Consider the following 26,650-nt stretch of genomic DNA (forward strand, 5'->3'; position numbering starts at 1 on the left):
AAGAAGCAGCGGCTTCTTCATTTTAGGTTCGATCTTTTTATTCAACAATTATTCTCTGTACGATGACTCATCTCCACGGTAGGCTTCCTGATTTGATATTTCTTCAATATGCATATGCCCTTCTCTTTCTAACCGAAGAACCGTACGCTCTGCATCTTCATAACTCTCGCAGGTCACTTGTTTATACTCCATAGTATCTTTATCTGTGTAAGCGACTATATATGTTTCCATTTTAACTCCTCCTATATAACCTATATGTAACGTATGTTGCCTTTTTCATTTATTTCTAAACATATAGGCTCCAAACCAAGAGCCTAGCATACTATAATAACGGGACTTCAATTTAAAAAAGTTGAATTTTTCATTACGCACCGATGCAACATGGAGGTTACACTTATGACATTTATTTTATCATTCGTACCAATTGTTGTTCCGTTTGGTATTTTAATTAGCTTAATTGCTTTTACAGCTGCTTTTTTACAATCAAAAGAGCATCATAAAAAGCTCTAGCTTATATAGGCTAGAGCTTCTTTTTACAAACGTCTATAGCGCTTAATCAATCCTACAATAATAGCAATTGCTAATAAAACAACTGAAATAATGACCGTGATTACAATGGACTGATTTCCACTTTGTTTTACCGCAATGGCAATATAAGCCCAAACAAAAACAAGCGGATAAACAGCGTCTCGGTTTTTTAATGTGAATGTAATGCCAAGCACGGCCCCTACTAGCAGCATAATAATCGTCCAGGCTAACTCGTTTAAGCCAAGCAAATGTTCTATTCCATTCGCTTGAAATACGACAAACACATTAACAATAGTCGCAACGGAAATCCAGCCAAGATAAAGGGAAATCGGCAGACGCATGAACCATGTTGTCATCCGAGAATGCTGAATGATGGAATACACAACCATTAATGTACCCAAAATAAAGAACATAACTAAAAGTGATAACTTATAGTAATCGTTTTGGAAAATAAAAATCCATGCACTGTTCAACAAACAGTTTAGGAAAAACCAAATGCCTATACGTGCGTATATCTCCTTTTGATCTTCTCTTGCAAAAAATTGACGTATAACCCAAATGGTTAATAATAAATAAATAACGCCCCAGATAGCAAAGGCATAACCGGCTGGTGTAAACAACGTAGGAACTTGTGCAGAAGCCTCTGCCGTTGTTTTTCCTCCTATTGGAATAGCATTTGCTAAATAATTCACAAGTAGTGTAATAGCCAAACCTACTACATTTAATACGGCATACAAACGAAATTTTGCCATTTTATTCTCTCCTTTCTTCTATTTATAGGGGGAAATGTTTTGGAGACCAAAACGGCTCTTCCCTTCATTAATACCTCTTCTCCCCTAAAAATATGCATTTTTACACAAAAATGATTAAAAACAGCTTAAAGAAGCTGCCTCTTTAAGGGATAAAAAACAGTTTGCTTCCAAGTTTTAATATCACTTTTCATTTTTCAGAATATATGGTAAGTTAAACATAGATTAACAGGAAGTCCACTAGGGGTGCCCATCGGCTGAGACAAGTTTTCTTGATCCCTTTGAACCTGATCTGGCTCATACCAGCGTAGGAAAGTGGCAATGTTCAGTTTCTTACTGTCCTTTGCCACTCCGCTTATAAACGGAGTGTTTTTTATTTCCTTTATGTGCTTGTTTGTGACTTCCTCATATTAAAGGAGGATTTTGATGTCATTTTCATCTCAATTAAGACAAGAAGCAAACTATATTTACGAAGCAATTTTTAACCATCCTTTTATTAAAGGAATTGCTGAAGGAAACGTGCCAAAAGAAGCGCTTATTCACTACGTTTCTCAAGACTATGAATACTTAACAGCATTTGTCCGCATTTACGGCGCTGCTTTAACAAAATGCCGCACGCGCACCGAAATGGAAGCCTTTAATGCCGGCATTTCTACGGTGTTACATAGTGAAGTCCACCCTCACAATAATTTTTGTGAAGTAGCAGGCGTACGCTATGAAGACCTTCACACTGAGACGCTTTCACCGACGGCTAGTCACTACATCAATCATATGATGAGCGTTGCGCATACAGGCAGCTTAGCGGAAATCATTGCCGTGCTCCTTCCATGCCCGTGGACGTACGTTGAAATTGGCCAGCGCATTACAGAGCAAGTAAATCCATCTCCTTCTCATCCTTTTTATGAATGGATTCAGTTTTATAATAATGAAGAAATGAATGGCACAACACAATGGTTTTGCAACAAGCTTGATGAACTTGCAGAGCAAGCGACTGAAGAAGAACGTAACCGTATGAAAGATCACTTCATCAAAAGCTGTGAACTCGAGTATTTATTTTGGGAAATGGCATATACCCAAGAAAAATGGCCGCTTTCTCAGCTTTCACTTTCAAAATAACAAAAGAGCCTCCTATCAGGAGGCTCTTTTATTTCAATAATTTTTTAATCATTTTCAAGCTTTGTTTTTCCGAAGGATAGCGGAATGACAAATCAAACTTGGTTGTTTGAGACAGCATGCTTTTAAAATGAGAAAATGTCCGGAAGCTGTCTTCTCCATGATATTGACCCGTACCGCTTTCTCCTACTCCGCCAAAGGGTAAATACGGCGTAGCGATATGCATAAGCGTATCATTTATACAGCCTCCTCCAAATGAAAGACGCTCCGTTATGACGTTTTGCACATCTTCACTTTCTGTAAATAAGTAAAGAGCTAACGGCTTAGCTTTTTCTTGGACTTTGTGAACGACTTCGTCTAGCGTTTCGTATTCAATTAAAGGAAGAATTGGTCCAAAGATTTCTTCTTGCATAACGTCCGAATTCCAGCTCACTTCACTTAACACCGTAGGCTCTATTGTTAACCTGTCCTTCTGATATCCGCCTCCAACTATAGCATTTCCGTCTTTTAAAAACTCAACTAGCCGAGTAAAATGGCGCTCACTGACAATACGGCCGTAGCGGTCGCTTTCAAGTGGATTACTACCGTAAAATTGATAAATTGCTTCGCGAAGTTTCTCTACCAGCTGCGCTTTCACTTTTTTATGCACGAGCAAATAATCAGGAGCAACACACGTTTGGCCTGCATTCATTCCTTTGCCAAACATAATTCGTTTCGCTGCAAGATCTAGGTTTGCATCTTCATGTACAATGCACGGACTTTTCCCACCTAGCTCAAGCGTGACTGGAATAAGCTGCTTCCCTGCTTCTTGCATAATAATTTTCCCTACATTTACACTTCCCGTAAAGAAAATATAATCAAGGGGCTGTTTTAAAAGCAGGCTTGTCGTGTCTACAGCGCCTTCAATCACCGTCACAAATGCTGGATCAAAAGCCTCAGCTAGTAATTCTTGTATAACGCGAGATACGCTAGGCGTTAATTCAGAAGGTTTGATAATCGCCGTGTTTCCAGCGGCAATCGCTCCTACTAAAGGAGACAGCGCTAATTGAAACGGATAGTTCCACGGGGCAATAATTAACGCGACTCCATACGGTTCAGGAACAATTTTCCCTTTAGAGCCCACATGTGTTAAAGCGGTTTTTACTTTTTTAGGCTTCATCCATTTTGCTAAATGCTTAAGCGTAAATCGAATCTCCTCTAGTAAAATTCCAATTTCCGACGTGTACGCCTCTACTTCAGATTTATTTAAGTCTTGTTTTAACGCATCCATAATTCTCTGCTCGTTTTGTTTGACTACGTCTCTGAGCTTATTCAGCGCTTGAATGCGGCTGCTGATGCTCTTTGTCTTTTGCGCATAGAAATATTGCTTTTGTGTGGAGACAATATGCTCAATGACCGTTTCATCTGTGATATAGAATTGCTCGTATTTCATCTCTTTCATCTCCCTATAAACATTCGGCTTCAACTGTAGCAAGCAAGCTTTTTAATAGCTCAACTGCCTCGTTTAAAGCTAATGAATAATATCTCTGCGTCCCTTTTTGCTCAATTTTTACAAGCTTTTGATCGCGTAAAATTTTTAAATGATGAGAAATTGCCGGTCGTGATAAAGTAGACTCGTTTGCAATCTCATTAACGGTTAAGGGCTCTTTTTCGGCGAGCAGCAAAATAATGTCTTGTCTTGCTGAATCACTTAGGGCCTGAAAGACAGGAATGCTGGCACGAAATAACTCGACTGCTTTTTCACTCATACATAATCTCCTTTATTTAATTTCTTGTGTTCTGCGCACAACGGAGGAAAGCCATTTTCTTGGCACGAAGCGCGGGATGAACGTGGCAAGGCGAAACTGTACTCCTGGTACAATAACCGTCTGCCCTTTCATAAATTTTTTATAGCCCACTTTAACAACTGTTTCTACATCCATTGCACCGCTTTGAAAAAGCTTGGAGTTGCTTAGCTGGGCTCGGTCGCTAAAACCAGTTTTAGTTGGACCTGGGCATAGAGCACTTACCGTTACATTGGTACCTTTTAATTCATTTTCAAGGGCCTCTGTGAAAGATAACACGTACGCTTTTGTTGCGTAATATACCGTCATAAGCGGACCCGGCATAAATGCAGCAACAGATGCAATGTTTAAAATTTTTCCGCGGTTTCTTTTGACCATATCGGGTAAAAATAATTTTGTTAAATGAGTTAATGCTCGAATATTTAAATCAATCATGTTTAACTCTTCATCTAAAGCTGTTTCAATAAATTTGCCGTATAGTCCAAAACCAGCATTGTTCACTAAATAATCAACGTGCATTTTTTTATTTTTAAGTTCTTCATATAATGACTGTATCTCTTCTTCTCTTGATAAATCCTTAACAACCGTTACCACTTCAATATTATAAGTAGATTTTAAATTCTCTCCAAGCGCTGTTAGTTTATCAGCGCTTCTGGCAACTAAAATTACAGGATGTCCATCCTTTGCGAATTGATAAGCTAACTCTTTACCTATTCCTCCGGACGCACCGGTGATGAGCGCATAATGCTGTGACATAATATTCACTCCTTATGTTTATATGTTCAAGAACTTAAACATTTAAACTTATCTTATAGGATTCATTTTTTCCCGTCAACTGTTTTCTATACTCTCTTGATCTTCTCTATTTTTAATTTTTTCCATTAGCGGATTTCTGTACATTTTTTTACAAAATATGCGCTTTCTTTACATAGAAGGCTAATGTCGTCTAGTTTTGACAACCTTTGTCACCTAGCAGGAAAACAAGTGAAGATATGGTGAATACAACATACAACAAATAATCCATTACATAGTTGGATGAAAATAGATAAGGGAGGAAATGAAAAATGATGGAGACATATACAATTAAAAAAGTAAGTGATCAATTAGAGGTAGAAAAGAAAACGCTAAAACAATGGGAAAAATTATTGGGCAGCTATTTAACAATTGAACGAGTAGATGGGGCCCGTGTCTATACAGAGGAACAAATTGAATTATTTAATGATATTAAACAGCTGTTTGATGAACAATGTACGTTAGATGAAGTCAAAGAATACGTTCAGCTGCTGATAAAGGAACAAGAAGAACAGGAGCATTTAGTGATGGAGTCAGAGGCAGCGGTTTCAAAAGAAGATGGACCGGCACAGCTAAAAACAGCTAAAAAAGAAAACGTCATTGATTTTCAAGAACACTCCAATAAACAAGTAAAGCAAGAAAAGAAGAAAACTGCCGACAAGCAGGAAAACATTCCAAAAAATAAGCAAGAAAAGATCCCCCCTATACCTGAAGCGCGATTAGCTACCGAAGAAGAAAAGCAGACCATTTCTGCTTCTATTGAAGAGCCAAAACCAAATGACCTTGTCGTGAATGAAAAAGAACTGCTTCAAGGGGAATTAGTAGAAGCTGTTCGCCGCTATGAAGATGTGTTTGAGGTACTTGATACATTTAAAGCTGATTTGTTAAAAGAAATGCGAGAGGGTATGCGAAATGAAGTTCGCGAAGAAATTGTCGGAGAAGTAAAAAGAGAGCTTGAAAAAAGTGCTACCCAAACTGTAGAAATGGTGGAGTCGGTCGGGGCATACATCTCTGAGTCTTCAGAACGCAGCGCAAGAGATGTAGAAAATATGTCTAAAAAAATTATCCGTTCTAACGAAAAATCGTTTGATGAAGTCACTTCTTTGATTGAAGATTATTCAACAATCGCTGAAGAGAAAACCGAGGATATGCGCCTGTTCATGAAAGATGTGATGGAGAATGCGGATGAATCCTCTAAAGAAATGCAGTATTTACTAGACCGATTCTCAAGCAACTCCACTGTTGCGATGAATCAAGTAAAATTTATGGTTGAAAAATTAAACAATTCTTCAACTAATACGACAGAAGAGCTTCGTGATTTAATTGATTCAATGAATGAGGAACGAGTCTATTATTTAAAAGAAATGGAGAAAGAACGTAAGCTTCATCGTCAAAGCGTAGCTGAACGCGAAGAGATGTTTAGTGATTTTGTCCAAACCTTTAGACAAACCGCCGCTGCTGATATGAAGCGAAAACGGAAGTGGTGGAAGCTGTTTCTCTCCTAAACACCGGCCCTATGGTAATAGGGCCGGTGTTTTTTAATAGTATGAACAATAGTAGTTTGTATGTAAGAAATGTTAAGGTAGCGTGTGGCGATGAGACGTTATACTTTGAAAAACATGATAGCCGCTTACCGATACGCCTATAGTTCCTGCTCCTGGAAACACTGTATCTCCGCATAACCACAGTCCTTGTAAGCCAGATCGATGCGAAATGCTGTTGAACAAGGCATGATCTAACGTTTGCGGAAAGCCTCCCACTCCGCCGTTTGGGCGAGAAGTGAACCTTTCCCATGCTTTAGGAGCTCCCGAAATTTGATGCTCTGCTTTTTCAATGCTAGGAATAATGGTTTTAATGCCTGCTACCATTTTTTCCTCAAGAACTTTTTTTTGAAGGTCATAGGCTTCTTTGTTACTCCACTTACTAAGATCAATGTGAGTAGACGCTGTAATTGTACGCTTGCCTTCAGGGGCTCGAAAACGATCATCAGGATGAGACACGGAGATAAATAAATGATTTCCTTCCGTCATTTCTCCTTGTTCGGACTGAAGTACTTGCTGAAACAACTCTACCTTTTGCAGCAGATCTCTTTCATCAATCGCAAAATACATCGAAAACGTTCCCCACTGCGGAAGCTCGCTTTTTTCTTTTGCCCGCTTATGAATATGTTGGTAATCTTCATCATGTAATAAAGACTTTAAGCTTTGAACCGGTGCGTTGCATACAACGTCTGATGCACGGTAACGGTTACCTCTATGATCATGCACGATCCAGCCGTCATTATCACGCTCTACCTTTACTACTTTCCTTCCTAGAGTCGTTTTTCCTCCGCTGGCTTTAATCGATTTTTGCAGCGCTTCTGCGACTTTGTATAAGCCACCTTTTACATAAAAAGCACCTTCGTGATAAATATCCAACGCTAAACATCCAATAAGCATTGAACAGTTCTCACTCGTTGTCTGCATGCTGTCTATTAATTGACCATCAACAAAATGAAGAAAGTCCGCTTCGTCTAGCAAGCTGTGTTTTTTTAGTAAATAACTAAACGATTGATGAAAATAAGGCAACAGCTTCATAGAACCAAAATTCAACGAACTTGCCAGCCTGCTCCACTCACCGACTGTCAGAGGAGGAAGAACCGGCAGAGACTGCATAAGCTTGCGAATTTCTTTTGCCATTCTAAACACATTTTCATAAAAGCTCTTAATATTCTTCGCTTTATGAGGAAATTGTTTTTGAAGATAGGAAATATGCTCATAACGGTCTTGGTAATAAATCAGTGTACGATGAGGAAGATGAACTTTCATGATTTTCTCAAGAGGAATCTTTTCAATTTCTAGACCAAGGTACGTGCCGATTCGCTCATGTATCCCTCCGCGCTCAAATCCCATTCCAAGCGTCGCCCCAACAGGAAACGTATACAAATGGCGCTGAAATTTCCCTGCACAGCCTCCCCATTCTCGAGAAGCTTCTAAAATCGTCACTTCATAGTCATGTTTAGCTAAAAGCGCTCCCGCTGTTAACCCACCTATTCCTCCGCCTATTACAACAACTTGCTTATACATGTTTTCACCTTCTTTAGCTCTTTCTTCTATTGTGCAAAAAAAAGAAGCTCACGGCAATTTAGAAGCGGCTCGTTACTGAAATAAAAAAGCCGTGATTGATCTCACAGCTTTTTCGCTTATTTTGTAATCACTCCACAAACAATCCGATCTCCTGAGTTTCCTGAAGGATCCGTTGTGTAATCGTCGACTTTATCATGTATCACTAATGCCGATCCATCCATATCCAAAAGAGAATTCGGCTTTCCTTCTTGCAGCGTGACAAGAGAAGCAAAAATTTCTGTATCTACTTTGCCATTTGGAGCAACTTCTAGATTGGGCAAATCGCCTGCATGCGGGCCTTTTGTATTTTTATAGCCGTGTTCACGTTTAAAAGGATTAAAATGGGCACCCGCTGTTTTAAAATCTGGCACCTCACATTTTCCTATTTCATGAATATGAAATCCATGTCTTCCCGGTGAAAGACCTTGAGCAGTTAATTTAATGTGCACGCCGTTCTTTGCTTCTGACAGGGTAGCCTCTCCTACTTTTTTGCCTGACGTATTTGTTAAATCCACTTTAATAGGTTCTACCAATACTTCGCTTGTTTCTTTCGCTTCCTCTGTTTTCAGGTGATTTTCATGAGCGTTATTTTGCTCTTTTACCATGCTGCATGCTGCTAGCAATAACAGAATAAAAACGACGCATCCGTTCATTATCAACTTTTGCATCCGTGATTCCTCCTTTTGCTTATTTATCACCATCCTTTCACTATTTTCCTTTTTTTAGACATAAAAAAAGAGGATGGGACAAAAGTATTTTAGTCGAAGGAAAATCTGAACAAGTTGAATTTTTCACGGTGATGATGAACGTAGGTTTCATCTAGACAGGTGCTTCTAGCTGTTGATTGGAGAGCAAGACGAAGACTCCTGGGGGAAAAGCGGCATAGATGAGACCCCGCAGGAGCATAAGCGACGAGGAGGCTCATCGGCCGCCCGCGGAAAGCGAAGTCTTGCGCGGAATTCAACAGCGGTGTCACAAGCTATTCATACTAGCTTATTGATCCTCTTTTTTCTCCTTTAGATTTGGTTGATGTAGTTATGTCTCAACCTCACCCGTTTTTCCACTTTTTTCTTCGTTTTAACGTCTTACTTTTGTTTAAAGTTGTATTCTTTTTCCGTTCCATTTGAAAAACGAACTTCTAATTCAAACGACTGAAAATCTTTTTTTAGACCAAACGCATCGATGACTTCTTTTTTTACATCTTCATCGGGGGTGCGCTGATCAAAATTTAACTTTTTAAATTTTGAAGATAATTTATTAAAAGCTTTGTCTCCGTTCAGGTGCTCATCGTTAATATTATCATCCACTTTGGCTTCTATCTCATCATTTTCGTTTTCATAGTCGGCTTCATAATCATTATTAAGTCCCTTGTAGTCCACTTCTAAATCAAATTTTGAAAAGTTAAAAGACGTGTTTTCACTTTGATTATCATAGCTCATCGGCGTTCCGCCATTCGTCACGCCTTGTTTATTTTGAGCTTCTCTCGCCGGTGCCGCATCATCATTGTGGCAAGCTGAAAGTACGCTCATACCTATAAGGGAAAAGAATATGAAAAAGGGTCTTTTCTTCACTGTATTTCCTCCTTTGACTTCACTCTTCCTTCCCTTTATGTCCACAAATTTGATTTTTATACGCCTTCACTAGAAAACCCCGCTCTCTAAAAAGAAAGCGGGGTTTTTCGTCTTGTTTATTTTACATTAGAATAAGAAATACTGTACATGCTGTTAAAATACGTATTGTAAAGAGCTTGAACAGCACGGTCTAAAGCGTCTGCTTTCACACCAAACATCATGCTTACCTCAGAAGAACCTTGGTTAATCATTTCAAGATTCACTTCAGCACGAGCAAAAGCTTCTGTAGCTTTTGCAGCAATTCCTACTGTGCTATTCATGCCTTCTCCTACTACCATAACCATAGCAAGATCACGTTCAATAAAGATTTCATCTACTTCAAGTTCCTTTTCAATTCGAGCAAATACGCGTTTTTCCACATCTGGCGTAAGCTGATGCTCGCGCATGATGACAGAGATATTATCAATTCCTGAAGGGGTATGTTCGTATGAAATACCTTCATCTTCTAAAATTTCAAGCAATCTTCTGCCAAAACCAATTTCACGGTTTAATAAGTATTTGCTCACATGAATGTTGCAAAAACCTTTGTCCCCAGCGATTCCGACCACCGGCGTATCGCCGTGAGGACGCTCAGCTACAATAAATGTACCCTTTGCTTCAGGATTATTTGTATTCTTTACACATACAGGAATGCCTAGTTTATAAACCGGCTCTAGCGCTTCATCATGGAAGACAGAAAAACCTGCATAGGATAGTTCACGCATTTCTCTGTATGTGACTTCTTTCATTTCATGAGGCTTTTCCACAAGTCTTGGATCTACGCTATAAATAGCATCTACGTCCGTAAAGTTTTCATACAAATCAGCTTTTACTCCCGCTGCTACAATTGAGCCTGTGATATCTGAACCACCGCGCGAGAACGTAACCATGTTCCCTTCTTCAGAGTAGCCAAAGAATCCTGGAATCACCAAAATGCCCGAACGCTCTCTTAGCTGCGGCAGTTTTTCATAAGACAGTGGAAGCACTCTTGCTCTTCCGGGTTCATCAGAAACAAAAATACCTGCTTCTTTTGGATTTACATAATGAGCTTCAAACCCTAAATGGTTTAAATAAGCAGCCATTACCTTTGCGTTATTATCTTCTCCGCTTGCTTTTAGACAGTCTAATAAGCGAAACGGATCGTTTTTATGTAAATCAATAAGTGATTGTAAATTCGCAATAATATCAGTAATGATCGTTTCTGGCATAGACAAGTCAACCACAATTTCACGATAGCGATCGATTACTTGCCCAAACGCATCGACGTAATCTTCTCCAAGCTGTATTTTGGCAGAAAGTGCGATTAGCAAATCTGTCATTTTTGTATCTTCTCCGTATCGCTTACCCGGAGCTGATACAACTACCAGCTTTCTCTCTTTATCAGACGTTACAATATGCGCAACCTGTTTAAATTTCTCTGCGCTTGCAACTGAACTCCCGCCAAATTTCGCAACCTTCATGTTTGAGACACTTCCTTACTTTGTTTTTAATATTCGATTATTGTACCATATTTTATCAAGCAGAAAAGCTTATCTATCTAACTTTTCTAAAAATTAAAGGAATACTACCGTAATTGTACTCTCATAAAGAACAAATGTCTACCTCAAAAATACAAAAAGACTGATTTTACATAGTGTAAAATCAGTCTTTTTTTGTTATTCTGCTTTTGGCTTTTTTAATACACCTACAAGGACCGCTGTTACAATTGCACCAATTAAAATTGCTAGTGCATATAAAAGAGGATTTCCTTGTACAATTCCGATAACGAATACGCCACCGTGTGGTGCTGGTAAACCGATGTGGAACATCATTGTTAAAGCACCTGCTACCGCAGCACCGATAACCGATGCAGGAATAACACGGCCTGGGTCAGCTGCTGCGAATGGAATCGCACCTTCTGTGATAAATGAAAGACCCATTACATAACACGTTTTACCTGTTTCACGCTCTTGGCGAGTAAATTTGTTTTTGAACAAAGTTGTCGCAATAGCCATACCTAATGGTGGAACCATACCTCCTGCCATAATCGCTGCGTGTGGTGCATAGTTTCCAGCATCAATCATTGCGATACCAAATGTAAAGGCTGCCTTATTAATAGGACCACCCATATCAATAGCCATCATACCGCCTAAGATAATACCTAATAATACTAAGTTACCTGTACCAAATCCACTTAACCAGTGCGTTAATCCTTTGTTAATTGCACTAACTGGTTCATTTACAACATAAAGCATAATCAATCCTGAGATGAAAATTCCAAATAGCGGATAAAGAAGAACTGGCTTAATTCCATCAAGCGCTTGCGGTAAACCGCTGAATAATTTCTTTAATCCCACTACTACATAACCCGCTAAGAAACCAGCGATTAAACCACCTAAGAAACCGCCTCCACCAGAAGCTGCTAAAAGACCCGCAACCATACCAGGAGCTAAACCAGGACGATCAGCAATACTCATTGCAATGAATCCTGCTAGTACTGGTACTAGTAAGAAGAATGCATTATCTCCGCCAATTGTTTTTAGCGCCGCTGCAAATGCATTGTACGTTGGATCTTTCGGTTCTGCTGAGTGAATACCAAACATAAACGAGATGGCAATTAAGATTCCGCCCCCTACAACAAACGGAAGCATTGCTGATACACCGCTCATTAGGTGCTTGTAAAACCCTGTACGCTCTGATCCTTTACTTTCTCCGCCTTCTTTGCTGCCACCGCCGCCGCTGTATACAGGAGCGTCTCCTTTTAACGCGCGGTTAATTAATTCTTCAGGCTTGCGAATTCCTTCAGCTACTGGAACTTGAATAACTTTTTTACCTGCAAAACGTTCCATTTCTACTTGCTTGTCCGCTGCAACAATAATAGCGGTAGCGTTTTCAATTTCTTCCTTCGTCAACGCGTTTTTAACACCGCTGGAACCATTTGTTTCAACTTTAAGCGTCACGTTCATATCTTTCGCTTTTGCTTTTAGGCTGTCCGCTGCCATATATGTGTGGGCAATTCCTGTTGGACAAGCCGTTACAGCAAGCACTAATTGATCTGAAGCTGTATCCACTTCTTCTTCCGGCGCTTCATTTTCAGTTTCTTTATCATCAATTGCTTTGATGACTTCATCAATTGATGATGCTGTTAGCAACGTTTTTCGGAACGATTCGTCCATTAATAACGTAGACAAACGAGATAATGTTTCTAAGTGAGCATTATTCGCGCCTTCACTCGCTGCAATCATGAAGAATAGGTGTGCAGGCTGTCCGTCTAATGATTCATAATCAATACCTTCTGTTGAGCGTCCAAATGCAATGGCCGGTGTTTTTACCGAGCTTGTTTTTGCATGTGGAATAGCAATACCTTCCCCAATTCCCGTTGTGCTTTGAGATTCACGATTTAAAATTGCTTCTTTATAGCCAGCTCGGTCGCTTAAGCGACCAGCTTCGTCTAATTTTCCAACTAATTCATCAATAACATCAGCTTTTGACGTGCTTTTTAAATCAAGAATGATTGTATCTTTTTTTAGTAGTTCTGTAATTCTCATTCTCGGTTCCCCCTACTCTACCTTTGTGATTGACACTTGTTCACGAAGCGTCTTTACATCTTCTGCTGTACATAATTCAAGTGAGAATGCTGTGGCACTTCCTGAAGCAACTCCTGTTTGGAAGGCTTCTAATAAATCCCCTTGTTTTACATAAGAAGCAATAAATCCAGCTACAAGTGAATCGCCAGCTCCAACAGAATTTTTCACTGTTCCTTTAGGGACTGTGGCACTGTAGACACCGCTTTCGTTAATAAGAAGTGCTCCATCGCCTGCCATGGATACAACGACGTTTTGCGCTCCTTGTTCCACGAGTTTTTTACCGTATACCAGCGCATCTTCTGCACTGTTTACTTCTACATCAAACAATTCTGCAAGTTCATGATGATTTGGTTTGATAAAAAACGGCTTGTGAGACACGACGTCTAGCAAGGTTTTTCCACTTGCATCTACTACTACTTTTACTCCGTTCGCTGCTGCTAGCTCAGTCAACGTTTCATAGACAGAACTTGGAAGCGTTTTCGGTATACTCCCTGCTAATACGAAGATATCGCCTTCAGTCATTTGCTTCACTTGAGTCAATAAAGACTGAAGCGCTTCGTCTGTAATAGCAGGTCCTTGACCGTTAATTTCTGTTTCTTTTTCTGTTTTCAACTTTACGTTAATGCGCGTATCTCCATCAACTCTTGTAAAAGCTGTTTCAATATTCTCTGCTTTTAAGTAGTCTTCGATATAAGTTCCTGTAAAACCGGCTACAAAACCGAGAGCTTTATTATCAACACCTAATCGCTTTAAAACGCGAGAGACGTTAATGCCTTTTCCTCCTGGAAACTTAGCTTCATTCGTTGTGCGGTTAAGCCCGCCTTCTTCGAATGCTGAAACATGTACTACGTAATCAACGGATGGGTTCAACGTACATGTATAAATCATGATTTCACAACCTTTATGTCTGTTTTGTTTGCATACTGTATAAGTACATCGCTAGGTACGTCATTTGTTATAATTTTTGCTTCGTGTAAATCGGCTATTTTCGCAAAACTTGTTTCAAAAAATTTAGTGGAATCTGATAAAATATAAGATTCTCTAGACAGCTTCATTGCCGTTTGCTTGATCAATGCTTCTTCTGGATCAGGAGTTGTATATCCGTATTGATGATGAATCCCGTTCGCTCCCATAAAACATTTATCAAAACGATACTGTTCAAGACTTAAAAGGGCTCCATTGCCAATTAAAGCGCCCGTTTTATGTTTAACCGATCCTCCAATTAAATAGAGGGTGATACCTTGTTCTAGCATCGGGTTTAAATGCATTAAACCATTTGTCACGACAACTACATCTTTTTGCTTTAAAAAAGGAATCATTTCATACGTTGTAGTTCCTGCATCTAAAAAAATACAGTCACCTTCATTTATAATGGAAGCCGCATACTCTGCAATGTTTCGTTTATCTTGAACATTTTTGGCAGATTTTTCGATAACGCTCAGTTCGATTCGTTTACTGCGAATAAGCGAAGCGCCACCGTGAACACGTTTGAGCATTTGCTCTTCTTCTAGTTGACTTAAGTCTCTTCTAATTGTGGATTCCGAAGCGCCTGTAACTTCGATAAACTCTTGCACTTTTACAAGTTCTTTCTCTTTTAAAAGTTTTAAGATTAGTTGATGTCTCTCCGGCGTTAACATGTTCTAGCTCCTTTTTCAAAAAAGCGTTTTCATTTATTTCATGTACTTACTTTATCACGGTTTACATTCAAAATCAATCATAAAAAATCAAAAACATTCATTTTTTTAATTACAAAATGAAATTTTTTGAACGAATAATTAGATTTGCATTTGTTTTAATAATAGTTCACACAAAAGGAAATAAGCTGGTAATTCAAGAATTTGTCTACTTTTCTCATTATATGTAAAGGTTTTCTTTCACTCAATTAGCCATGACTGTTTTTGACTATTTCTTGACCGATTGAATTTTTTCTGACTGAATTACGTTTAGCTTGTCCTGTTTTAATGAGAGCCTATACATCAAAAAAGTTGTCCACCTTTTTGGACAACTCCAAGTGACCCATCATTTAAATAAAAACAGAAGCATATATAATATAGAAGCAAGTGCAGAAGAAATAGCTAAACTTGAGATAAAACGAACGAGTCTTTTTTTAATGAACTGCGTTAATTCAATTTCTCTTACTTGAGTTTTTTCATTTTGCATACAATATCCCTTCTTTAATCAAAATTTCCTAGTAGCTCAAAGTTACTACTCGCAGAATATGCTTTTATGTATTGTATGCAAGCGTTAAAAAAAAGATACAAATCGAACAAAAAAGCTACTCTTAGCTAGAGTAGCTTTCATCTTTCCATACATCTGCTTCAATTACTGCATCCGCTCGAATCGAATATGTATAACAAGGCCCTGTCACCATCAGCGTATTCGACTGCAGCGAGACTTTATCGATCGTCACTCGTTCATATCTTTGAATATGTCCTGCTTCATAGACATGAAGCGTTACTGGATGATGCTCCGAGTAACTGTTCATAATGACATTTTCAATATGCTCAATCTTCTCTTTTTCCAACCCTAAAGGCTGCTTATGCGCTTTGGGACTGTACATTTTCTTCATTTTCTCTAAATGCTCGGGCATTACTAACTTCGCATACTGTTTTAATTCATCTTGATACACGTTCATTCTCCCCCTTGACTCTTGCTTCTATTTTACCGAACAAACATTCTCATTGCAAAACTTTTTAATCAAAATAAAAGCAAACAATTCATTTTTTCATACTACATAAAAACTGTCAAAAGATTTTATATTGATAGCAGAAGCTGATTTTTAAAAAAATAATAATATCCCATCTTTAATTCGGTCTCTAGAGTTGGTATAATACATTGTCATGATTGTGTTTTCGGAGTTTTTGATGATTGGAGGTAACGTTCATGATTAATAAAATAAAAGAAATTAGCCTCATTGTTCTGGGTAGCCTTATTTTTGCACTGGCCATTAATTACTTTGCTATTCCAAATGAATTAGCTGAAGGCGGTGTAACCGGTGTAACAATGATTACTTATTATGTACTAGGCTGGTCTCCGGGTATCACAAACTTTATATTAAACGGTTTGCTGGTACTGATTGGATACAAATTACTTCACAAACGTGTTATTGCTTACACAATTATATGTATTGTTTTCACGTCTCTATTCCTACATATAACTGAAGGACTGGGAAATCCTCTTGACGATACGTTACTGGGGGCTATTTTTGCTGGAATTTTAGCCGGAGTAGGACTGGGACTTGTGTTTAGAGGAGGCGGAACTTCCGGCGGCTCTGCAGTCATTGCGCGCTTAGCTAATCAATATCTAGACTGGAATATTAGCAAAACGATGCTAGCAATTGATTTATTAGTTGTAGCAAGCGCTTATTTTGTCATCGGTGGAGAAAAGACGATGTATACGGTTATTTCTCTTTACATCGGAACAAAAGTGCTTGATTATATTATTGAAGGACTCAACCCTCGCAAAGCAATCACCATTATTTCACACCGTTCAGCTGAAGTAGCCGAACAAGTCAATAAAAAGATGCAGCGCGGCGTCACTGTCTTTTCTGCTCATGGAAGCTATACAAAAGAAGCAAAAGACGTATTGTACGTGGTTGTGAACAAACAAGAACTGCTAGAGTTAAAGCGTATTATCCATAAAGTCGACGAACAAGCCTTTGTGGTTGTCCACGATGTGCGCGACGTCTTTGGAGTAGGTTTTACTATTCCAAAAGCCAGCTAAAAACCCGCTGTAAAAAAGCGGGTTTTTTCTATTATATATGTTTGCGGTGAAAATACAGTGAACCTGCTGCTACAAAAAGAAGAAAGCTGCTTATGATAACCACTAAGAAAGTCTGTGTAGTCAGCATCAAATCCCATGACTCCCTTCCCGTTACACCTAACATTCCATACATCGGCTGAGTCCATGGGTACCAGGGACCAAATCTTTCAGAATTAACAACGAATAAATTCGGTAGTGTTAAAATGACGCTAACTGTTAAAGATGCTCCAAAGCTAGAAAGTGCCATCGACACAGCTAACATAAATGCAAGAATTGGCAACACTGCAATCCAGCCGCCTAGCATATTTCCAGCTATCATTTTTAATGGAATAGTACTCGGATAGTCTTTCAACATGCTAACCCCTAATAAAACAACAAATACAAGCACTTGAAGAATTCCCATAAAAGCCGCTGCTGTGATCAATTTTGCTCCGTATACTGCTGTCCTTGTCACAGGAAGAGATAATAATTGTTTCCACCCTCCTGCTTCGTGTTCGTATCGACAAACGAATGAAGTTACTAAACCGCCAATTAACGGAAAAAGCAATAAGCCGTGAACATTGGCAATGAAAGCACTTGCCATAAGCCATTTCATTTTCCCATTTGGCAGCGCCGGGTCTCCCACAAAAAGGATAGCAGCGATAAGAATTGGACTAATAAAAAGATATATCCAGGCTTTTGTTTTCAACAATTTAAACCATTCTACCTTACATAATTGCCACAACATTTACGCCACATCCTTTCTGATAAAGTGAAAGGCGCCTGCACCATATAAGAAAATACCAATAATTGCACCTGTTATCATATACGTATTCCGGTAATCAGAAAATACTAGCATCGGCCATTGCCAAATAAACCAGCTTGGCAACTCTCCCATACCACTCATTGTCACACTCATCATAATACCTAGTGCAAGAGAACGGCTTTGATTTTTGAAAAGTATGGACAACCATATTTGAATAGCTACAAACGGGATGGCTGAAAAGAACGGATAGAAGTTATAAACAAAAAGAGTTTTCCAAGAAGGGGGAAGACCAAATCCCAACCACCACCCTAGCCCGATTATACCAATCAATAGAAAAGCAGAAGCGATGAGTAACATAGCCATAACTACTATAAATTTTGCCGTATAAACACTTAGGCGGCTTACTGGTAAGCTCAGCAGCTGCTTCCAGGAGCTTCTGTGATATTCAACATGCGCTATATTTGAAGCAAGAATTGTTCCTCCCAGTAAAAAAGCTGTAGGAAGCGTAATGTTTATTTCATGAAAAAGACCTTCCCACACATTTGGATTTTGTTGAATTAAATATTCATATCGAACGCTGTAATCTACCAGTGTTAAGCCTACTACACCTGCTGGACCTAAAAATAATAAAAACCAGAGCCATTTTCTTTTTAATTTCATACACTCAGCCTGCAGTATTTTTATGAACATGTTCATTCTCCTCGTTCGTCAGCTTTAAAAAGATATCTTCTAGTGACTTTGTTTTTTCTTCGACGCGATAGATAGAGACATTTTCTCGCACGAGTTGATAAACAAGATGTGCCACTCGCTCATGATCAATATAATCTAGAAGGAGACTGTTTTTATTGACAGTAGGTACAAATCCGTTTGTTAATAGTATTGTTTTTGCCTTTTCTATTTCCCCTATTGTAAATGCCACTTGATGTTTGGCCTTTTTGCGAAGCGATTCAATTGAGCCATTAAATAGCATCTTTCCTTTTGTAATAATGCCCACTTGAGTCGCTAAGTGGTCAATTTCATAAAGTAAATGACTTGAAATTAAAACGGTAACGCCATTTTCCCTTGGCATTTCTTTAATTAATGAGCGAATTTCTTGAATCCCTGCAGGATCTAGTCCATTAGTTGGTTCATCTAAGATTAATAAGCGAGGGTTTCCTAGAAGTGCTGAAGCAATGCCAAGACGCTGTTTCATCCCAAGAGAAAATCCTTTAACTGGACGATTTGCTTCTTTTGTTAACTTTACAATATCTAGTACTTCATCCACTCTATTTCTAGATACGCCCAGTATCTTGCGAAGTACCTCTAGATTTTCTCTTGCAGTTAAATGTGCATAATAAGAAGGGCTCTCTACAAGTGAACCTATCTTTTTTAAGGCTCGAATATGCTGCCTATGATTTATTATTCTTTCTCCAAACAGCTCAATTTCACCGCTCGTTGGCTTCATTAGACCAAGAAGCATTCGAATCGTTGTTGTCTTCCCTGCTCCGTTTGGTCCTAAAAAACCATAGATGTCTCCTTCTTTAATGGAAAGATTCACTTCGCTTACAGCTTCTACTCCTTTAAATACTTTTGTCACCTGAGTCGTTTTAACAATTTCCACTTTTATCACCTCTCTATTACTATAAACAGAGAAAGTTAAGAGGAAGGAAAAGAAAGGTTAAAATTCGTTTAAAAAAGCGAGTGAATTAATCACTCGCTTCATACACAATTTGAATATCCGTTCCATGCTTTGTTGAATGAATTGACCACGTTAACTCCATTTCTTTAATCATTACATCCACAACCGCTAAACCTACACCGTTTTGTTTGGTCTCACTATTCTTTTTAAAGCCTGACCCTTTATCAGAAATGATAAGAGAAGATGAACTATGTTCTTGAACAAGGCGAAAACCAATAAAACGACCTTCTTTAGCATGACGAATTACGTTTTGACATAAGTTATCTATTATTCTTTCTAACCACTGCACGTCTCCGTACCAGTATAGAGACTGAGGTGGAAGTTGAATATCCACTTCCATATTCTCTTCTTCAAATAGTGGATACCACTGCGCAATGCTTTTTCTAAGAAATCGAGTCATATCAATTTCCTCTTCTTGATACGGATATTTTCCATTTAACAGCAGCGTATAGGAAAATAAATTATCTATTAAATTACTAACAAATTCTACTTTAGCATCAATTACTTCAAGAGACTGTTGAACATTCAACGTTACTTCTTCATTTTTCAGCTGATAAATATGAGTCCGAACGGTCGTGAGCGGTGTTCGTAAGTCATGCGATAGACTCATAATTAAGTCTTGCCGCAGCTGTTCTTCTTGCTGCTCTCGGTTTCGACTTTCATGAAGCTGTTTAATCATTTGATTAAATGATTGTTCTAGCTGTCCAATCTCATCTGTGGAACCAGGTACAACAGGTAAAGGAATTCCTTGTTCGTCTTTGTTGTTCATAGCAGCCTGTAACGTTCGCAGCCTTTTTCGAATTCGAAGAAAAAAGAATAGAGAAAGCACAATAAAAGAAAGCACAATGATAAAAACAAACCCTAAATAAATATTATAGTAGGCTGGATCTAGTTTCTGAATAGGAGGCTCAACGGCTTTTTCTGGCACTTCAATGACCATAAAACCTTGCTTTTTATCTGTTCCAATAAAGGTAATAACCGTATACGGATCGTTTCCGTATCGTTTTTTTATAAATTCAGCCGTATAAGACGATGACCATTGCTTCGGAAGGGATTCATGATAAGGAATCGGAAGCTGTGTTTGTCCAGCAGCGTTCACCCAAAACATTGAAGCTTCCGGATATTTTCTTTTTAATAATTTTAGCTTTTGGTTGATTGTTTCCTCATTTGCTCCTTCTAGCTTTTTGGCTTCTTGATTCCACATTTGTTCGTAGTAGCTTTTTCCTTTATACTCTTCATCTAATAATCCTTGAATACGCATAAAAGGAACAGTGATCAGCCATGAGCCCGCAAAAAATGATAACGGTATAATCAATACAGCTACAATCATAAATAAGATATACTTCGTAACAAGAGACTGTGCAACGTTCATTGCTTGACCCTGTAGCCAATCCCACGTATTGTTTCAATAATTTCAGGCTTAGCCGCATTTTTCTCAAGCTTCTCTCGCAAATAGCGAATATGTACCATTAAGGTTTTATCTCCTTCGATATAACGCTCTTTCCATACTCCTTCATAAATTTGTTCTTTTGTTAAAATTTGATTTAAATGCTGAAGGAAATACGTAAAAATATGAAATTGCTTACCTGTTAAACTAATTTCTTCACTTGTCTCTCTGTTCATTACACGATAGTCTATCATCGAAATATGCAAATGTTTTAAAATAAGTTCTTCTTTCTTTCTTGAAAACCTTCTTAACAATACTTCGAGCCTTGCGAGCAGTTCTTCTGGATGAAACGGCTTTGTGACATAGTCATCGGCAAACTCTAGCCCAATAATCTTATCTTCTAGAGCTGTACGAGCTGAAAGCATTAAAACAGGGACATCAGGCGCTAACTTTTTAAGCTTTTTTCCCACTGTAAATCCATCTAAGCCGGGAAGCATTACATCTAGAATGACAATATCCGCTTGTTTAATAAACTGGCTGGCGCTATCTCCCGATTGTAACCAAGTAACTTCATAGTTTTGCTTTTTAAGCTCTTTTTGAATCATTAACCCAATTTCTTCATTGTCTTCAATGTATAAAACATGATTCATATACGCCCTCCTTTACTTCTTTTTCCATTTTATCGAACTCTTGTTAACAGTAAAAGACAAAAAAGCTAAAAGGCGATGCCTTTTAGCTTTTTTCTTTACACGTCCATTTAATTAACAAGCCGCAGTGCGTTAATCCTCCCCCAAACCCATAGAGAATAAGGAGGTCATTATCCTGTACTTTTCCTGTCATTATTCCTTCGTTTAAAGCAAGCGGAATAGAAGCTGAAGATGTATTTCCGCAGTATTGCACACTCGTTAACGTTTTATCCATTGAAACACCTGTTTTAGCACAAATAGCTTCAATCATCCGAAGGTTTGCACTGTGCGGAATAAACCAATTTACATCAGAAAGAGAAATGGAAGTACCCTTTAACAATGCTTCTACTCCTTTTGGAATCGTTCGGACAGCAAAACGATATACTTCACGCCCGTTTTGAACTAAATTTCCACTGGAGTTAATTTCTTTCCCTAAAAGAGTGTCAGATAAATTGGAACGGTATAAATTTATACCTCCGCTCCCATCCGTTCCGTAGTGACATCCTAAGAAACTTGGATTACACTCGTCGTACTCTACAAGCATCGCTCCGCTCCGTCACCAAACAGTACGCATGTTGCCCGGTCCGTATAATCTGTAATTTTTGACATGACTTCCGCACCAATAACTAAAATTTTTTTATGCAATCCGGACGTCACTAAGCCGTTCGCCATGTGAAGTCCATATGTAAAACCGGCGCATGCGGCACTTAAATCAAATGCAGCAGCTTGATTAATATGAAAGTAATCTTGAACCTGACATGCTACGCTAGGAAAAAAGTGATCCGGCGTTGTTGTCGAAACAATAATTGCATCTACATCTTCTATTTCTACAGCATATCGGTTGAGCAAATTTTCAACTGCTCGAATGGCAAGCGTAGACGTGTATTCGCCTTCACCAGCAATTCGTTGTTCTTTCATTCCCGTGCGCTGTACAATCCATTCGTCACTTGTATCAACCATTTCTTTTAAATGGTCGTTCGTTAATTTTTGCTTTGGTGTATATATCCCCATTCCTGTGATTCTAGCTTTTGATTGCATCATTTCTCCACCTCAAATCAGTTGATACTTAATTATAACACCTACTTTTAATATCTGGTACTAATTTATTAGCAGATAAAAAGCGCAAAGGCGTACCCTTCACGCTTTTTATCAAATAGAATAATCTTCTGGAATAAATACTTTTAGCTGCTTAGGCTTTACATACACCTGCTCTCCTACTTGAAGGCTAAGTGTTTTATAATGCTCTTTGCTTAATTCAGCTTCTAAAAATTCTTCTGCATCTTCTCTTTTTAATTCAATTTGCACGATAGGTCCTATCACATGAATATGGCTAACGGTTGCAGAAACAGCATCTGCGCTTGTTTTTACTTTTTCAAGGTGAATATCATGAGGTCGCACATATCCAACAGCTGCCTCTTCATTTCTTCCGCTAAATTCTGGAACATCCATTTCAAAGCTTCCTTGTTTTAGCCTGCCTTTATGAATTCGTCCCTTAAATAAATTGACGTTCCCTAAAAAATCGTACACGAATGGACTGTTAGGATGATCATATACTTCCTCAGGACTTCCAATCTGCTCAATTTTCCCGTTGTTCATCACAACAATACGATCGGCCACATCTAAAGCTTCTTCTTGATCATGCGTAACGAATATACTCGTAATATGAAAGTCATTATGCAATTTACGCAGCCATCTGCGCAAATCTTTGCGAACTTTTGCATCCAGAGCTCCAAAAGGTTCATCTAATAGCAGTACTTTTGGTTCCACTGCTAACGCTCGAGCAAGCGCCACTCGCTGCCGCTGTCCGCCGGATAATTGAGAGGGATAGCGATTTGCAAGCGGCTCTAGCTTCACAAGCTGCAGCAGCTCGGTTACTTTCTTGTTAATGTCTATTTTAGCAGGCCTTGTTTTTTTAGGTCGTACTTTTAAACCATACGCAATGTTATCAAACACAGTCATATGCCTGAACAAAGCATAGTGTTGAAAAACAAACCCTACATTTCGCTCCTTTGGATTTACGTGCGTAATTTCCTTTCCATCAAATAAAATAGCTCCTTGATCAAGGTGTTCAAGACCGGCAATGATGCGAAGCAAAGATGTTTTTCCAGAACCGGACGGACCGAGCAAAGCTACTAATTCACCCGTTTGAATATCAATGTTAATAGAATCCAGCGCTTTAAAATCACCAAAGTTTTTTGATACGTGCTTAATATGGATACTCATCTCATAAGCTCCTTCCTATTTAAATATGTTTGGCTTTCCACTCAATAATATTTTTTACAATTAATGTAAATATAGCTAAAACTGACATTAAAGATGCTACCGCAAACGCTGCTGCAAATTGATATTCATTGTAGAGAATTTCAATATGAAGAGGCATCGTATTAGTCATTCCTCGAATGTGCCCAGACACAACGGAAACAGCTCCAAACTCCCCAATTGCACGCGCATTACATAAAATAATGCCATATAATAAGCCCCATTTAATATTAGGTAATGTCACTAGAAAAAAAGTTTTGAAACCGCTGGCTCCTAACGTTAACGATGCTTCTTCTTCGGCTGACCCTTGAGCTTGCATGAGTGGAATCAATTCTTTGGCAACAAACGGAAGCGTTACAAAAAGGGTAGCTAATATAATACCGGGAATAGCAAAGACAATTTTAATATCTTGATTAAACAGCCATTCTCCGAATAACCCTTGTGCACCAAATAATAAAATAAAAACCAATCCAGCAATAACAGGCGAAACGGCAAACGGTAAATCAATAAGCGTAATTAAAATATTTTTCCCTTTAAAATCAAACTTCGTAATTAACCATGCAGCTACCACGCCAAAAACGGCATTTAAAGGAACGGTAATCAGCACAACAACTAACGTTAGTTTAATAGCAGCTAAAGCATCCGGATTCGTAATCGCAGCTAGATACGTTTCCAACCCTTTTTGAAAGGCTGTCATAAAAATAGTAATAAGTGGAAGCACTAAGAATAGAGCTAAAAAAGCAAGCGCAATAAACGTAAGCAGCCATCGGACGACTTTAGGCTCTTTTAAACTAGAATGATTAAGTTCCACATTCGTTTTTGCATGCTGCATTGGAACATGTCCTGCCAATGTCATCCCTCCTTAACTATGTACAAATTTACGATTTGTCCACCATTGAATAATATTAATAAGTAATAACAGAAAAAATGATACAACGAGCATGACTGATGCAATAGCAGTAGCGCCCGCATAATCGTACTGCTCGAGTTTTGTCATGATAATAAGCGGCGTAATTTCAGTTTTCATCGGCATATTTCCAGCAATAAAAACAACCGACCCATATTCTCCAAGCGCTCTTGCGAATGAAAGAGAAAAACCTGTTAAAACAGCAGGCACCAGCTCTGGAAAAATAACTTTTCTGAACGTTTGCATTCGGCTGGCTCCTAAACTAGCAGATGCTTCTTCGATCTCTGTATTAAAGTTTTGCAATACCGGCTGCACCATTCGGACGACAAACGGCAGACCGATAAACGTAAGAGCGATAATAATTCCGATAGGCGTAAATGCGATTTTAAACGTAAATAATTGACCAATCCATCCTTTCGGAACGTAAAGAGTGGTCAAGGCAATGCCGGCAACAGCCGTTGGCAAGGCAAACGGCAAATCCACAAGTCCGTCAATAAACCTCTTTCCAGGAAAATGATACCTCACTAATACCCACGCAATAATGGTTCCAAAAATAACATTAATAATGCCGGCTGCAAATGCTGCTCCAAAACTTAATTTATACGATGCTACTACTCTAGGGTCTGTAACAGTTTTAATAAAGTCGCTCCATCCCATAGATGCCGTATTTAAAAAAATCATAGCTAACGGAAAAAGAACAAGGATGCTTGCATAAAACATTGTAAAACCTAAAGAAAGCCCAAATCCAGGTAAGATGCTTTTCTTTTTCTTCTGTCGTTGTAACACGCTCACGTCTTACACCTCTCTCTGCTTTCAAGATACATGTACACAGAAGATACGAATCACCATTCGTATCTTCCTCGTTCTACTTTTTTAATGAATCATATTATTTTGGCTGATAAATCTGATCGAACGTTCCCCCATCATTAAAATGCGTTTCTTGAGCTTTTTTCCATCCACCAAAATCCTTAATGGTGACTAGGTTAAGAGAAGGAAATTGATCTTTGTGTTTCTCTAATACTTTTTCATTTCGAGGGCGATAGTAGTTTTCTGCTGCGATTTCCTGACCTTTTTCTGTATATAGGTATTTTAAGTATGCTTTTGCGACCTTTGTCGTGCCTTTCTTTTCAGCTACTTTATCTACTACAGCAACAGGCGGCTCCGCTAAAATACTTAATGACGGTGTTACAATTTCAAATTTATCTTTTCCTAGCTCATTTAACGATAAGTAAGCTTCGTTTTCCCATGCAATTAACACGTCTCCAATGCCTCGCTCTACAAAGGTAGTTGTAGCTCCTCGTGCACCTGAGTCTAACACTTCGACATTTCCATAAAGCTTACTCATGAAGTCTTCAATCTTTTTGTTATCGTCGTTGTATTTATCCTTCGCGTATGCCCAAGCCGCTAAATAATTCCAGCGTGCGCCTCCAGAAGTTTTTGGATTTGGCGTAATAACAGAGGTACCTTTTTTAGTTAAATCATCCCAATCTTTAATTCCTTTTGGATTTCCTTTACGAACTAAAAAAACAATCGTTGAAGTGTATGGTGTAGAATTATGAGCCAATTCTTTTTCCCAGTCTTTGTTTAATAATTGGCGAGTTTGAGCGATTTCATCAATATCGTAAGCAAGCGCCAGCGTTACTACATCCGCTTCTAAACCGTCAATAACTGCTCGGCCTTGCTTACCAGAGCCACCGTGTGATTGCTGTATCGTGACGTCTTGCCCTGTTTTATCTTTCCAATAAGACGCAAAGCTCTTATTGAACTCCTGATAAAGCTCACGTGTAGGATCATAGGAAACGTTTAAAAGTTCTACCGGTTTTTTTGAATCGTTTTTACTCGTAGAACTATCTTTCCCTGCTGTTTCAGTAGATTTTCCATTGCCGCAACCTGCTAGCACCACGAGCAGTGCTGTCAGCACCATTAAAAACTGAACCGCTTTTTTCTTCATGTTTTACTCCCCTTTTTATAAAAAAATAC

General features: G+C 38.6%; 27 protein-coding genes, 1 pseudogene and 1 riboswitch. Of the genes and pseudogenes, 4 read left to right on the top strand and 24 right to left on the bottom strand.

From position 1 onward, the window contains the following. Window positions 1–48 precede the first annotated feature (48 nt). Both ACO1DI_RS18560 and ACO1DI_RS18565 read right to left on the bottom strand, forming a co-directional pair. Complete coding sequence (locus tag ACO1DI_RS18560; protein ID WP_014460305.1) at window positions 49–231, bottom strand: hypothetical protein; 183 nt, start codon at window positions 229–231, stop codon at window positions 49–51. Window positions 232–533: 302 nt separating this feature from the next. Next, window positions 534–1,280 carry a TspO/MBR family protein gene (locus tag ACO1DI_RS18565; RefSeq protein ID WP_115653752.1) on the bottom strand — a complete coding sequence of 249 codons (747 nt, stop codon included), beginning with the start codon at window positions 1,278–1,280 and terminating at the stop codon, window positions 534–536. 229 nt (window positions 1,281–1,509) lie between these two features. Continuing rightward, window positions 1,510–1,608: riboswitch (TPP riboswitch) on the top strand. A gap of 95 nt (window positions 1,609–1,703) precedes the next feature. On the opposite strand from ACO1DI_RS18565, the gene tenA reads away from it, so the two are divergent. Next, window positions 1,704–2,393 carry a thiaminase II gene (gene tenA / locus ACO1DI_RS18570; protein ID WP_014460308.1) on the top strand — a complete coding sequence of 230 codons (690 nt, stop codon included), beginning with the start codon at window positions 1,704–1,706 and terminating at the stop codon, window positions 2,391–2,393. A 28-nt stretch (window positions 2,394–2,421) separates the two neighbouring features. Here the strand turns inward: tenA and ACO1DI_RS18575 are convergent, their stop codons facing one another. From ACO1DI_RS18575 to ACO1DI_RS18585, 3 genes are read right to left on the bottom strand one after another with little or no spacing between them, the layout of a single operon-like run. Further along, window positions 2,422–3,822, bottom strand: a complete 1,401-nt coding sequence (locus tag ACO1DI_RS18575; protein ID WP_423145535.1) for an aldehyde dehydrogenase — start codon at window positions 3,820–3,822, stop codon at window positions 2,422–2,424. Between the two features lie 13 nt (window positions 3,823–3,835). Beyond that, window positions 3,836–4,138: an ArsR/SmtB family transcription factor gene (locus ACO1DI_RS18580; RefSeq protein ID WP_116738277.1), complete on the bottom strand. Its 303-nt coding sequence runs from the start codon at window positions 4,136–4,138 to the stop codon at window positions 3,836–3,838. A 12-nt stretch (window positions 4,139–4,150) separates the two neighbouring features. Beyond that, window positions 4,151–4,930, bottom strand: coding sequence for an SDR family NAD(P)-dependent oxidoreductase (locus ACO1DI_RS18585; RefSeq protein WP_115653750.1), 780 nt, complete (start codon window positions 4,928–4,930; stop codon window positions 4,151–4,153). A gap of 308 nt (window positions 4,931–5,238) precedes the next feature. Here ACO1DI_RS18585 and ACO1DI_RS18590 point away from each other — a divergent pair, with 308 nt between their 5' ends. Then, window positions 5,239–6,471 (top strand): helix-turn-helix domain-containing protein, encoded by a 1,233-nt coding sequence (locus ACO1DI_RS18590; RefSeq protein ID WP_328575222.1) that lies wholly within the window; start codon window positions 5,239–5,241, stop codon window positions 6,469–6,471. A 72-nt stretch (window positions 6,472–6,543) separates the two neighbouring features. On the opposite strand, the gene ACO1DI_RS18595 is transcribed toward ACO1DI_RS18590, so the two are convergent. Together ACO1DI_RS18595 and ACO1DI_RS18600 are read right to left on the bottom strand one after the other, a co-directional pair. Beyond that, entirely contained in the window at window positions 6,544–8,031 is a 1,488-nt protein-coding gene (locus tag ACO1DI_RS18595; RefSeq protein ID WP_423145536.1) for an FAD-dependent oxidoreductase, read from the bottom strand. A 116-nt stretch (window positions 8,032–8,147) separates the two neighbouring features. Next, window positions 8,148–8,738 carry a superoxide dismutase family protein gene (locus ACO1DI_RS18600; protein WP_423145537.1) on the bottom strand — a complete coding sequence of 197 codons (591 nt, stop codon included), beginning with the start codon at window positions 8,736–8,738 and terminating at the stop codon, window positions 8,148–8,150. Between the two features lie 172 nt (window positions 8,739–8,910). Between ACO1DI_RS18600 and ACO1DI_RS18605 the strand changes: the two genes are divergently transcribed. Further along, window positions 8,911–9,090, top strand: coding sequence for a hypothetical protein (locus ACO1DI_RS18605; protein ID WP_014460316.1), 180 nt, complete (start codon window positions 8,911–8,913; stop codon window positions 9,088–9,090). 65 nt (window positions 9,091–9,155) lie between these two features. Here the strand turns inward: ACO1DI_RS18605 and ACO1DI_RS18610 are convergent, their stop codons facing one another. The 7 genes from ACO1DI_RS18610 to ACO1DI_RS18640 all read right to left on the bottom strand — a co-directional run bounded on the left by ACO1DI_RS18610 (window position 9,156) and on the right by ACO1DI_RS18640 (window position 15,881). Continuing rightward, a complete protein-coding gene (locus ACO1DI_RS18610) occupies window positions 9,156–9,641 on the bottom strand; it encodes a YusW family protein (protein WP_014460317.1) in 486 nt (161 codons plus the stop codon). Between the two features lie 116 nt (window positions 9,642–9,757). Further along, window positions 9,758–11,140, bottom strand: a complete 1,383-nt coding sequence (locus ACO1DI_RS18615; protein WP_014460318.1) for an aspartate kinase — start codon at window positions 11,138–11,140, stop codon at window positions 9,758–9,760. A 195-nt stretch (window positions 11,141–11,335) separates the two neighbouring features. Beyond that, window positions 11,336–13,207: a PTS fructose transporter subunit IIABC gene (locus tag ACO1DI_RS18620; protein WP_013056836.1), complete on the bottom strand. Its 1,872-nt coding sequence runs from the start codon at window positions 13,205–13,207 to the stop codon at window positions 11,336–11,338. A 12-nt stretch (window positions 13,208–13,219) separates the two neighbouring features. After that, window positions 13,220–14,134, bottom strand: coding sequence for a 1-phosphofructokinase (gene pfkB / locus ACO1DI_RS18625; protein WP_014460320.1), 915 nt, complete (start codon window positions 14,132–14,134; stop codon window positions 13,220–13,222). After that, window positions 14,131–14,883, bottom strand: coding sequence for a DeoR/GlpR family DNA-binding transcription regulator (locus tag ACO1DI_RS18630; RefSeq protein WP_013056834.1), 753 nt, complete (start codon window positions 14,881–14,883; stop codon window positions 14,131–14,133). The genes pfkB and ACO1DI_RS18630 overlap by 4 nt, the downstream gene beginning before the upstream one ends. Window positions 14,884–15,265: 382 nt before the next feature. Further along, window positions 15,266–15,406 carry a hypothetical protein gene (locus ACO1DI_RS18635; protein WP_013056833.1) on the bottom strand — a complete coding sequence of 47 codons (141 nt, stop codon included), beginning with the start codon at window positions 15,404–15,406 and terminating at the stop codon, window positions 15,266–15,268. Window positions 15,407–15,527: 121 nt separating this feature from the next. Continuing rightward, the gene (locus tag ACO1DI_RS18640; protein WP_014460321.1) at window positions 15,528–15,881 is read right to left on the bottom strand and encodes a YolD-like family protein; all 354 of its coding nucleotides are present in this window, start codon (window positions 15,879–15,881) and stop codon (window positions 15,528–15,530) included. A 248-nt stretch (window positions 15,882–16,129) separates the two neighbouring features. On the opposite strand from ACO1DI_RS18640, the gene ACO1DI_RS18645 reads away from it, so the two are divergent. After that, window positions 16,130–16,969, top strand: a complete 840-nt coding sequence (locus ACO1DI_RS18645) for a YitT family protein (protein WP_014460322.1) — start codon at window positions 16,130–16,132, stop codon at window positions 16,967–16,969. 31 nt (window positions 16,970–17,000) lie between these two features. Here the strand turns inward: ACO1DI_RS18645 and ACO1DI_RS18650 are convergent, their stop codons facing one another. The 10 genes and pseudogenes from ACO1DI_RS18650 to ACO1DI_RS18695 all read right to left on the bottom strand — a co-directional run bounded on the left by ACO1DI_RS18650 (window position 17,001) and on the right by ACO1DI_RS18695 (window position 26,621). Beyond that, on the bottom strand, window positions 17,001–17,735 hold the full coding sequence (locus ACO1DI_RS18650) for an ABC transporter permease (protein ID WP_316909969.1): 735 nt from the start codon (window positions 17,733–17,735) through the stop codon (window positions 17,001–17,003). Beyond that, window positions 17,736–18,443, bottom strand: a complete 708-nt coding sequence (locus ACO1DI_RS18655) for an ABC transporter permease (protein ID WP_423145538.1) — start codon at window positions 18,441–18,443, stop codon at window positions 17,736–17,738. It lies immediately after the preceding gene. After that, window positions 18,418–19,353: an ABC transporter ATP-binding protein gene (locus ACO1DI_RS18660; protein WP_042992143.1), complete on the bottom strand. Its 936-nt coding sequence runs from the start codon at window positions 19,351–19,353 to the stop codon at window positions 18,418–18,420. The genes ACO1DI_RS18655 and ACO1DI_RS18660 overlap by 26 nt, the downstream gene beginning before the upstream one ends. 85 nt (window positions 19,354–19,438) lie before the next feature. Further along, window positions 19,439–20,803, bottom strand: coding sequence for a HAMP domain-containing sensor histidine kinase (locus ACO1DI_RS18665; protein WP_014460326.1), 1,365 nt, complete (start codon window positions 20,801–20,803; stop codon window positions 19,439–19,441). Next, window positions 20,800–21,468 (bottom strand): response regulator transcription factor, encoded by a 669-nt coding sequence (locus ACO1DI_RS18670; protein WP_014460327.1) that lies wholly within the window; start codon window positions 21,466–21,468, stop codon window positions 20,800–20,802. The genes ACO1DI_RS18665 and ACO1DI_RS18670 overlap by 4 nt, the downstream gene beginning before the upstream one ends. 82 nt (window positions 21,469–21,550) lie before the next feature. Beyond that, window positions 21,551–22,542: pseudogene (locus tag ACO1DI_RS18675) on the bottom strand (ketoacyl-ACP synthase III). Between the two features lie 111 nt (window positions 22,543–22,653). Next, window positions 22,654–23,727: a sulfate/molybdate ABC transporter ATP-binding protein gene (locus ACO1DI_RS18680; protein ID WP_014460329.1), complete on the bottom strand. Its 1,074-nt coding sequence runs from the start codon at window positions 23,725–23,727 to the stop codon at window positions 22,654–22,656. A 19-nt stretch (window positions 23,728–23,746) separates the two neighbouring features. Next, complete coding sequence (cysW, locus tag ACO1DI_RS18685) at window positions 23,747–24,613, bottom strand: sulfate ABC transporter permease subunit CysW (RefSeq protein WP_014460330.1); 867 nt, start codon at window positions 24,611–24,613, stop codon at window positions 23,747–23,749. A 12-nt stretch (window positions 24,614–24,625) separates the two neighbouring features. Beyond that, window positions 24,626–25,462, bottom strand: a complete 837-nt coding sequence (cysT, locus tag ACO1DI_RS18690; protein WP_423145539.1) for a sulfate ABC transporter permease subunit CysT — start codon at window positions 25,460–25,462, stop codon at window positions 24,626–24,628. Window positions 25,463–25,556: 94 nt separating this feature from the next. Beyond that, window positions 25,557–26,621 (bottom strand): sulfate ABC transporter substrate-binding protein, encoded by a 1,065-nt coding sequence (locus tag ACO1DI_RS18695; protein ID WP_423145540.1) that lies wholly within the window; start codon window positions 26,619–26,621, stop codon window positions 25,557–25,559. Window positions 26,622–26,650: the final 29 nt, after the last annotated feature.

It is taken from the genome of Priestia sp. 40, from assembly GCF_049368575.1.
Lineage (GTDB): Bacteria > Bacillota > Bacilli > Bacillales > Bacillaceae_H > Priestia > Priestia zanthoxyli.

Coding starts and splice junctions, on each gene's coding strand:
- ACO1DI_RS18650 (WP_316909969.1), bottom strand. CDS start 17,735: ATGTTGTGGCAATTATGTAAGGTAGAATGGTTTAAATTGTTGAAAACA.
- ACO1DI_RS18590 (WP_328575222.1), top strand. CDS start 5,239: ATGATGGAGACATATACAATTAAAAAAGTAAGTGATCAATTAGAGGTA.
- ACO1DI_RS18565 (WP_115653752.1), bottom strand. CDS start 1,280: ATGGCAAAATTTCGTTTGTATGCCGTATTAAATGTAGTAGGTTTGGCT.
- ACO1DI_RS18580 (WP_116738277.1), bottom strand. CDS start 4,138: ATGAGTGAAAAAGCAGTCGAGTTATTTCGTGCCAGCATTCCTGTCTTT.
- ACO1DI_RS18560 (WP_014460305.1), bottom strand. CDS start 231: ATGGAAACATATATAGTCGCTTACACAGATAAAGATACTATGGAGTAT.
- ACO1DI_RS18695 (WP_423145540.1), bottom strand. CDS start 26,621: ATGAAGAAAAAAGCGGTTCAGTTTTTAATGGTGCTGACAGCACTGCTC.
- ACO1DI_RS18620 (WP_013056836.1), bottom strand. CDS start 13,207: ATGAGAATTACAGAACTACTAAAAAAAGATACAATCATTCTTGATTTA.
- ACO1DI_RS18645 (WP_014460322.1), top strand. CDS start 16,130: ATGATTAATAAAATAAAAGAAATTAGCCTCATTGTTCTGGGTAGCCTT.
- ACO1DI_RS18665 (WP_014460326.1), bottom strand. CDS start 20,803: ATGAACGTTGCACAGTCTCTTGTTACGAAGTATATCTTATTTATGATT.
- tenA (WP_014460308.1), top strand. CDS start 1,704: ATGTCATTTTCATCTCAATTAAGACAAGAAGCAAACTATATTTACGAA.
- ACO1DI_RS18595 (WP_423145536.1), bottom strand. CDS start 8,031: ATGTATAAGCAAGTTGTTGTAATAGGCGGAGGAATAGGTGGGTTAACA.
- ACO1DI_RS18680 (WP_014460329.1), bottom strand. CDS start 23,727: ATGAGTATCCATATTAAGCACGTATCAAAAAACTTTGGTGATTTTAAA.
- ACO1DI_RS18575 (WP_423145535.1), bottom strand. CDS start 3,822: ATGAAATACGAGCAATTCTATATCACAGATGAAACGGTCATTGAGCAT.
- pfkB (WP_014460320.1), bottom strand. CDS start 14,134: ATGATTTATACATGTACGTTGAACCCATCCGTTGATTACGTAGTACAT.
- ACO1DI_RS18655 (WP_423145538.1), bottom strand. CDS start 18,443: ATGTTCATAAAAATACTGCAGGCTGAGTGTATGAAATTAAAAAGAAAA.
- ACO1DI_RS18630 (WP_013056834.1), bottom strand. CDS start 14,883: ATGTTAACGCCGGAGAGACATCAACTAATCTTAAAACTTTTAAAAGAG.
- ACO1DI_RS18670 (WP_014460327.1), bottom strand. CDS start 21,468: ATGAATCATGTTTTATACATTGAAGACAATGAAGAAATTGGGTTAATG.
- ACO1DI_RS18600 (WP_423145537.1), bottom strand. CDS start 8,738: ATGCAAAAGTTGATAATGAACGGATGCGTCGTTTTTATTCTGTTATTG.
- ACO1DI_RS18635 (WP_013056833.1), bottom strand. CDS start 15,406: ATGCAAAATGAAAAAACTCAAGTAAGAGAAATTGAATTAACGCAGTTC.
- ACO1DI_RS18615 (WP_014460318.1), bottom strand. CDS start 11,140: ATGAAGGTTGCGAAATTTGGCGGGAGTTCAGTTGCAAGCGCAGAGAAA.
- ACO1DI_RS18585 (WP_115653750.1), bottom strand. CDS start 4,930: ATGTCACAGCATTATGCGCTCATCACCGGTGCGTCCGGAGGAATAGGT.
- ACO1DI_RS18640 (WP_014460321.1), bottom strand. CDS start 15,881: ATGAACGTGTATCAAGATGAATTAAAACAGTATGCGAAGTTAGTAATG.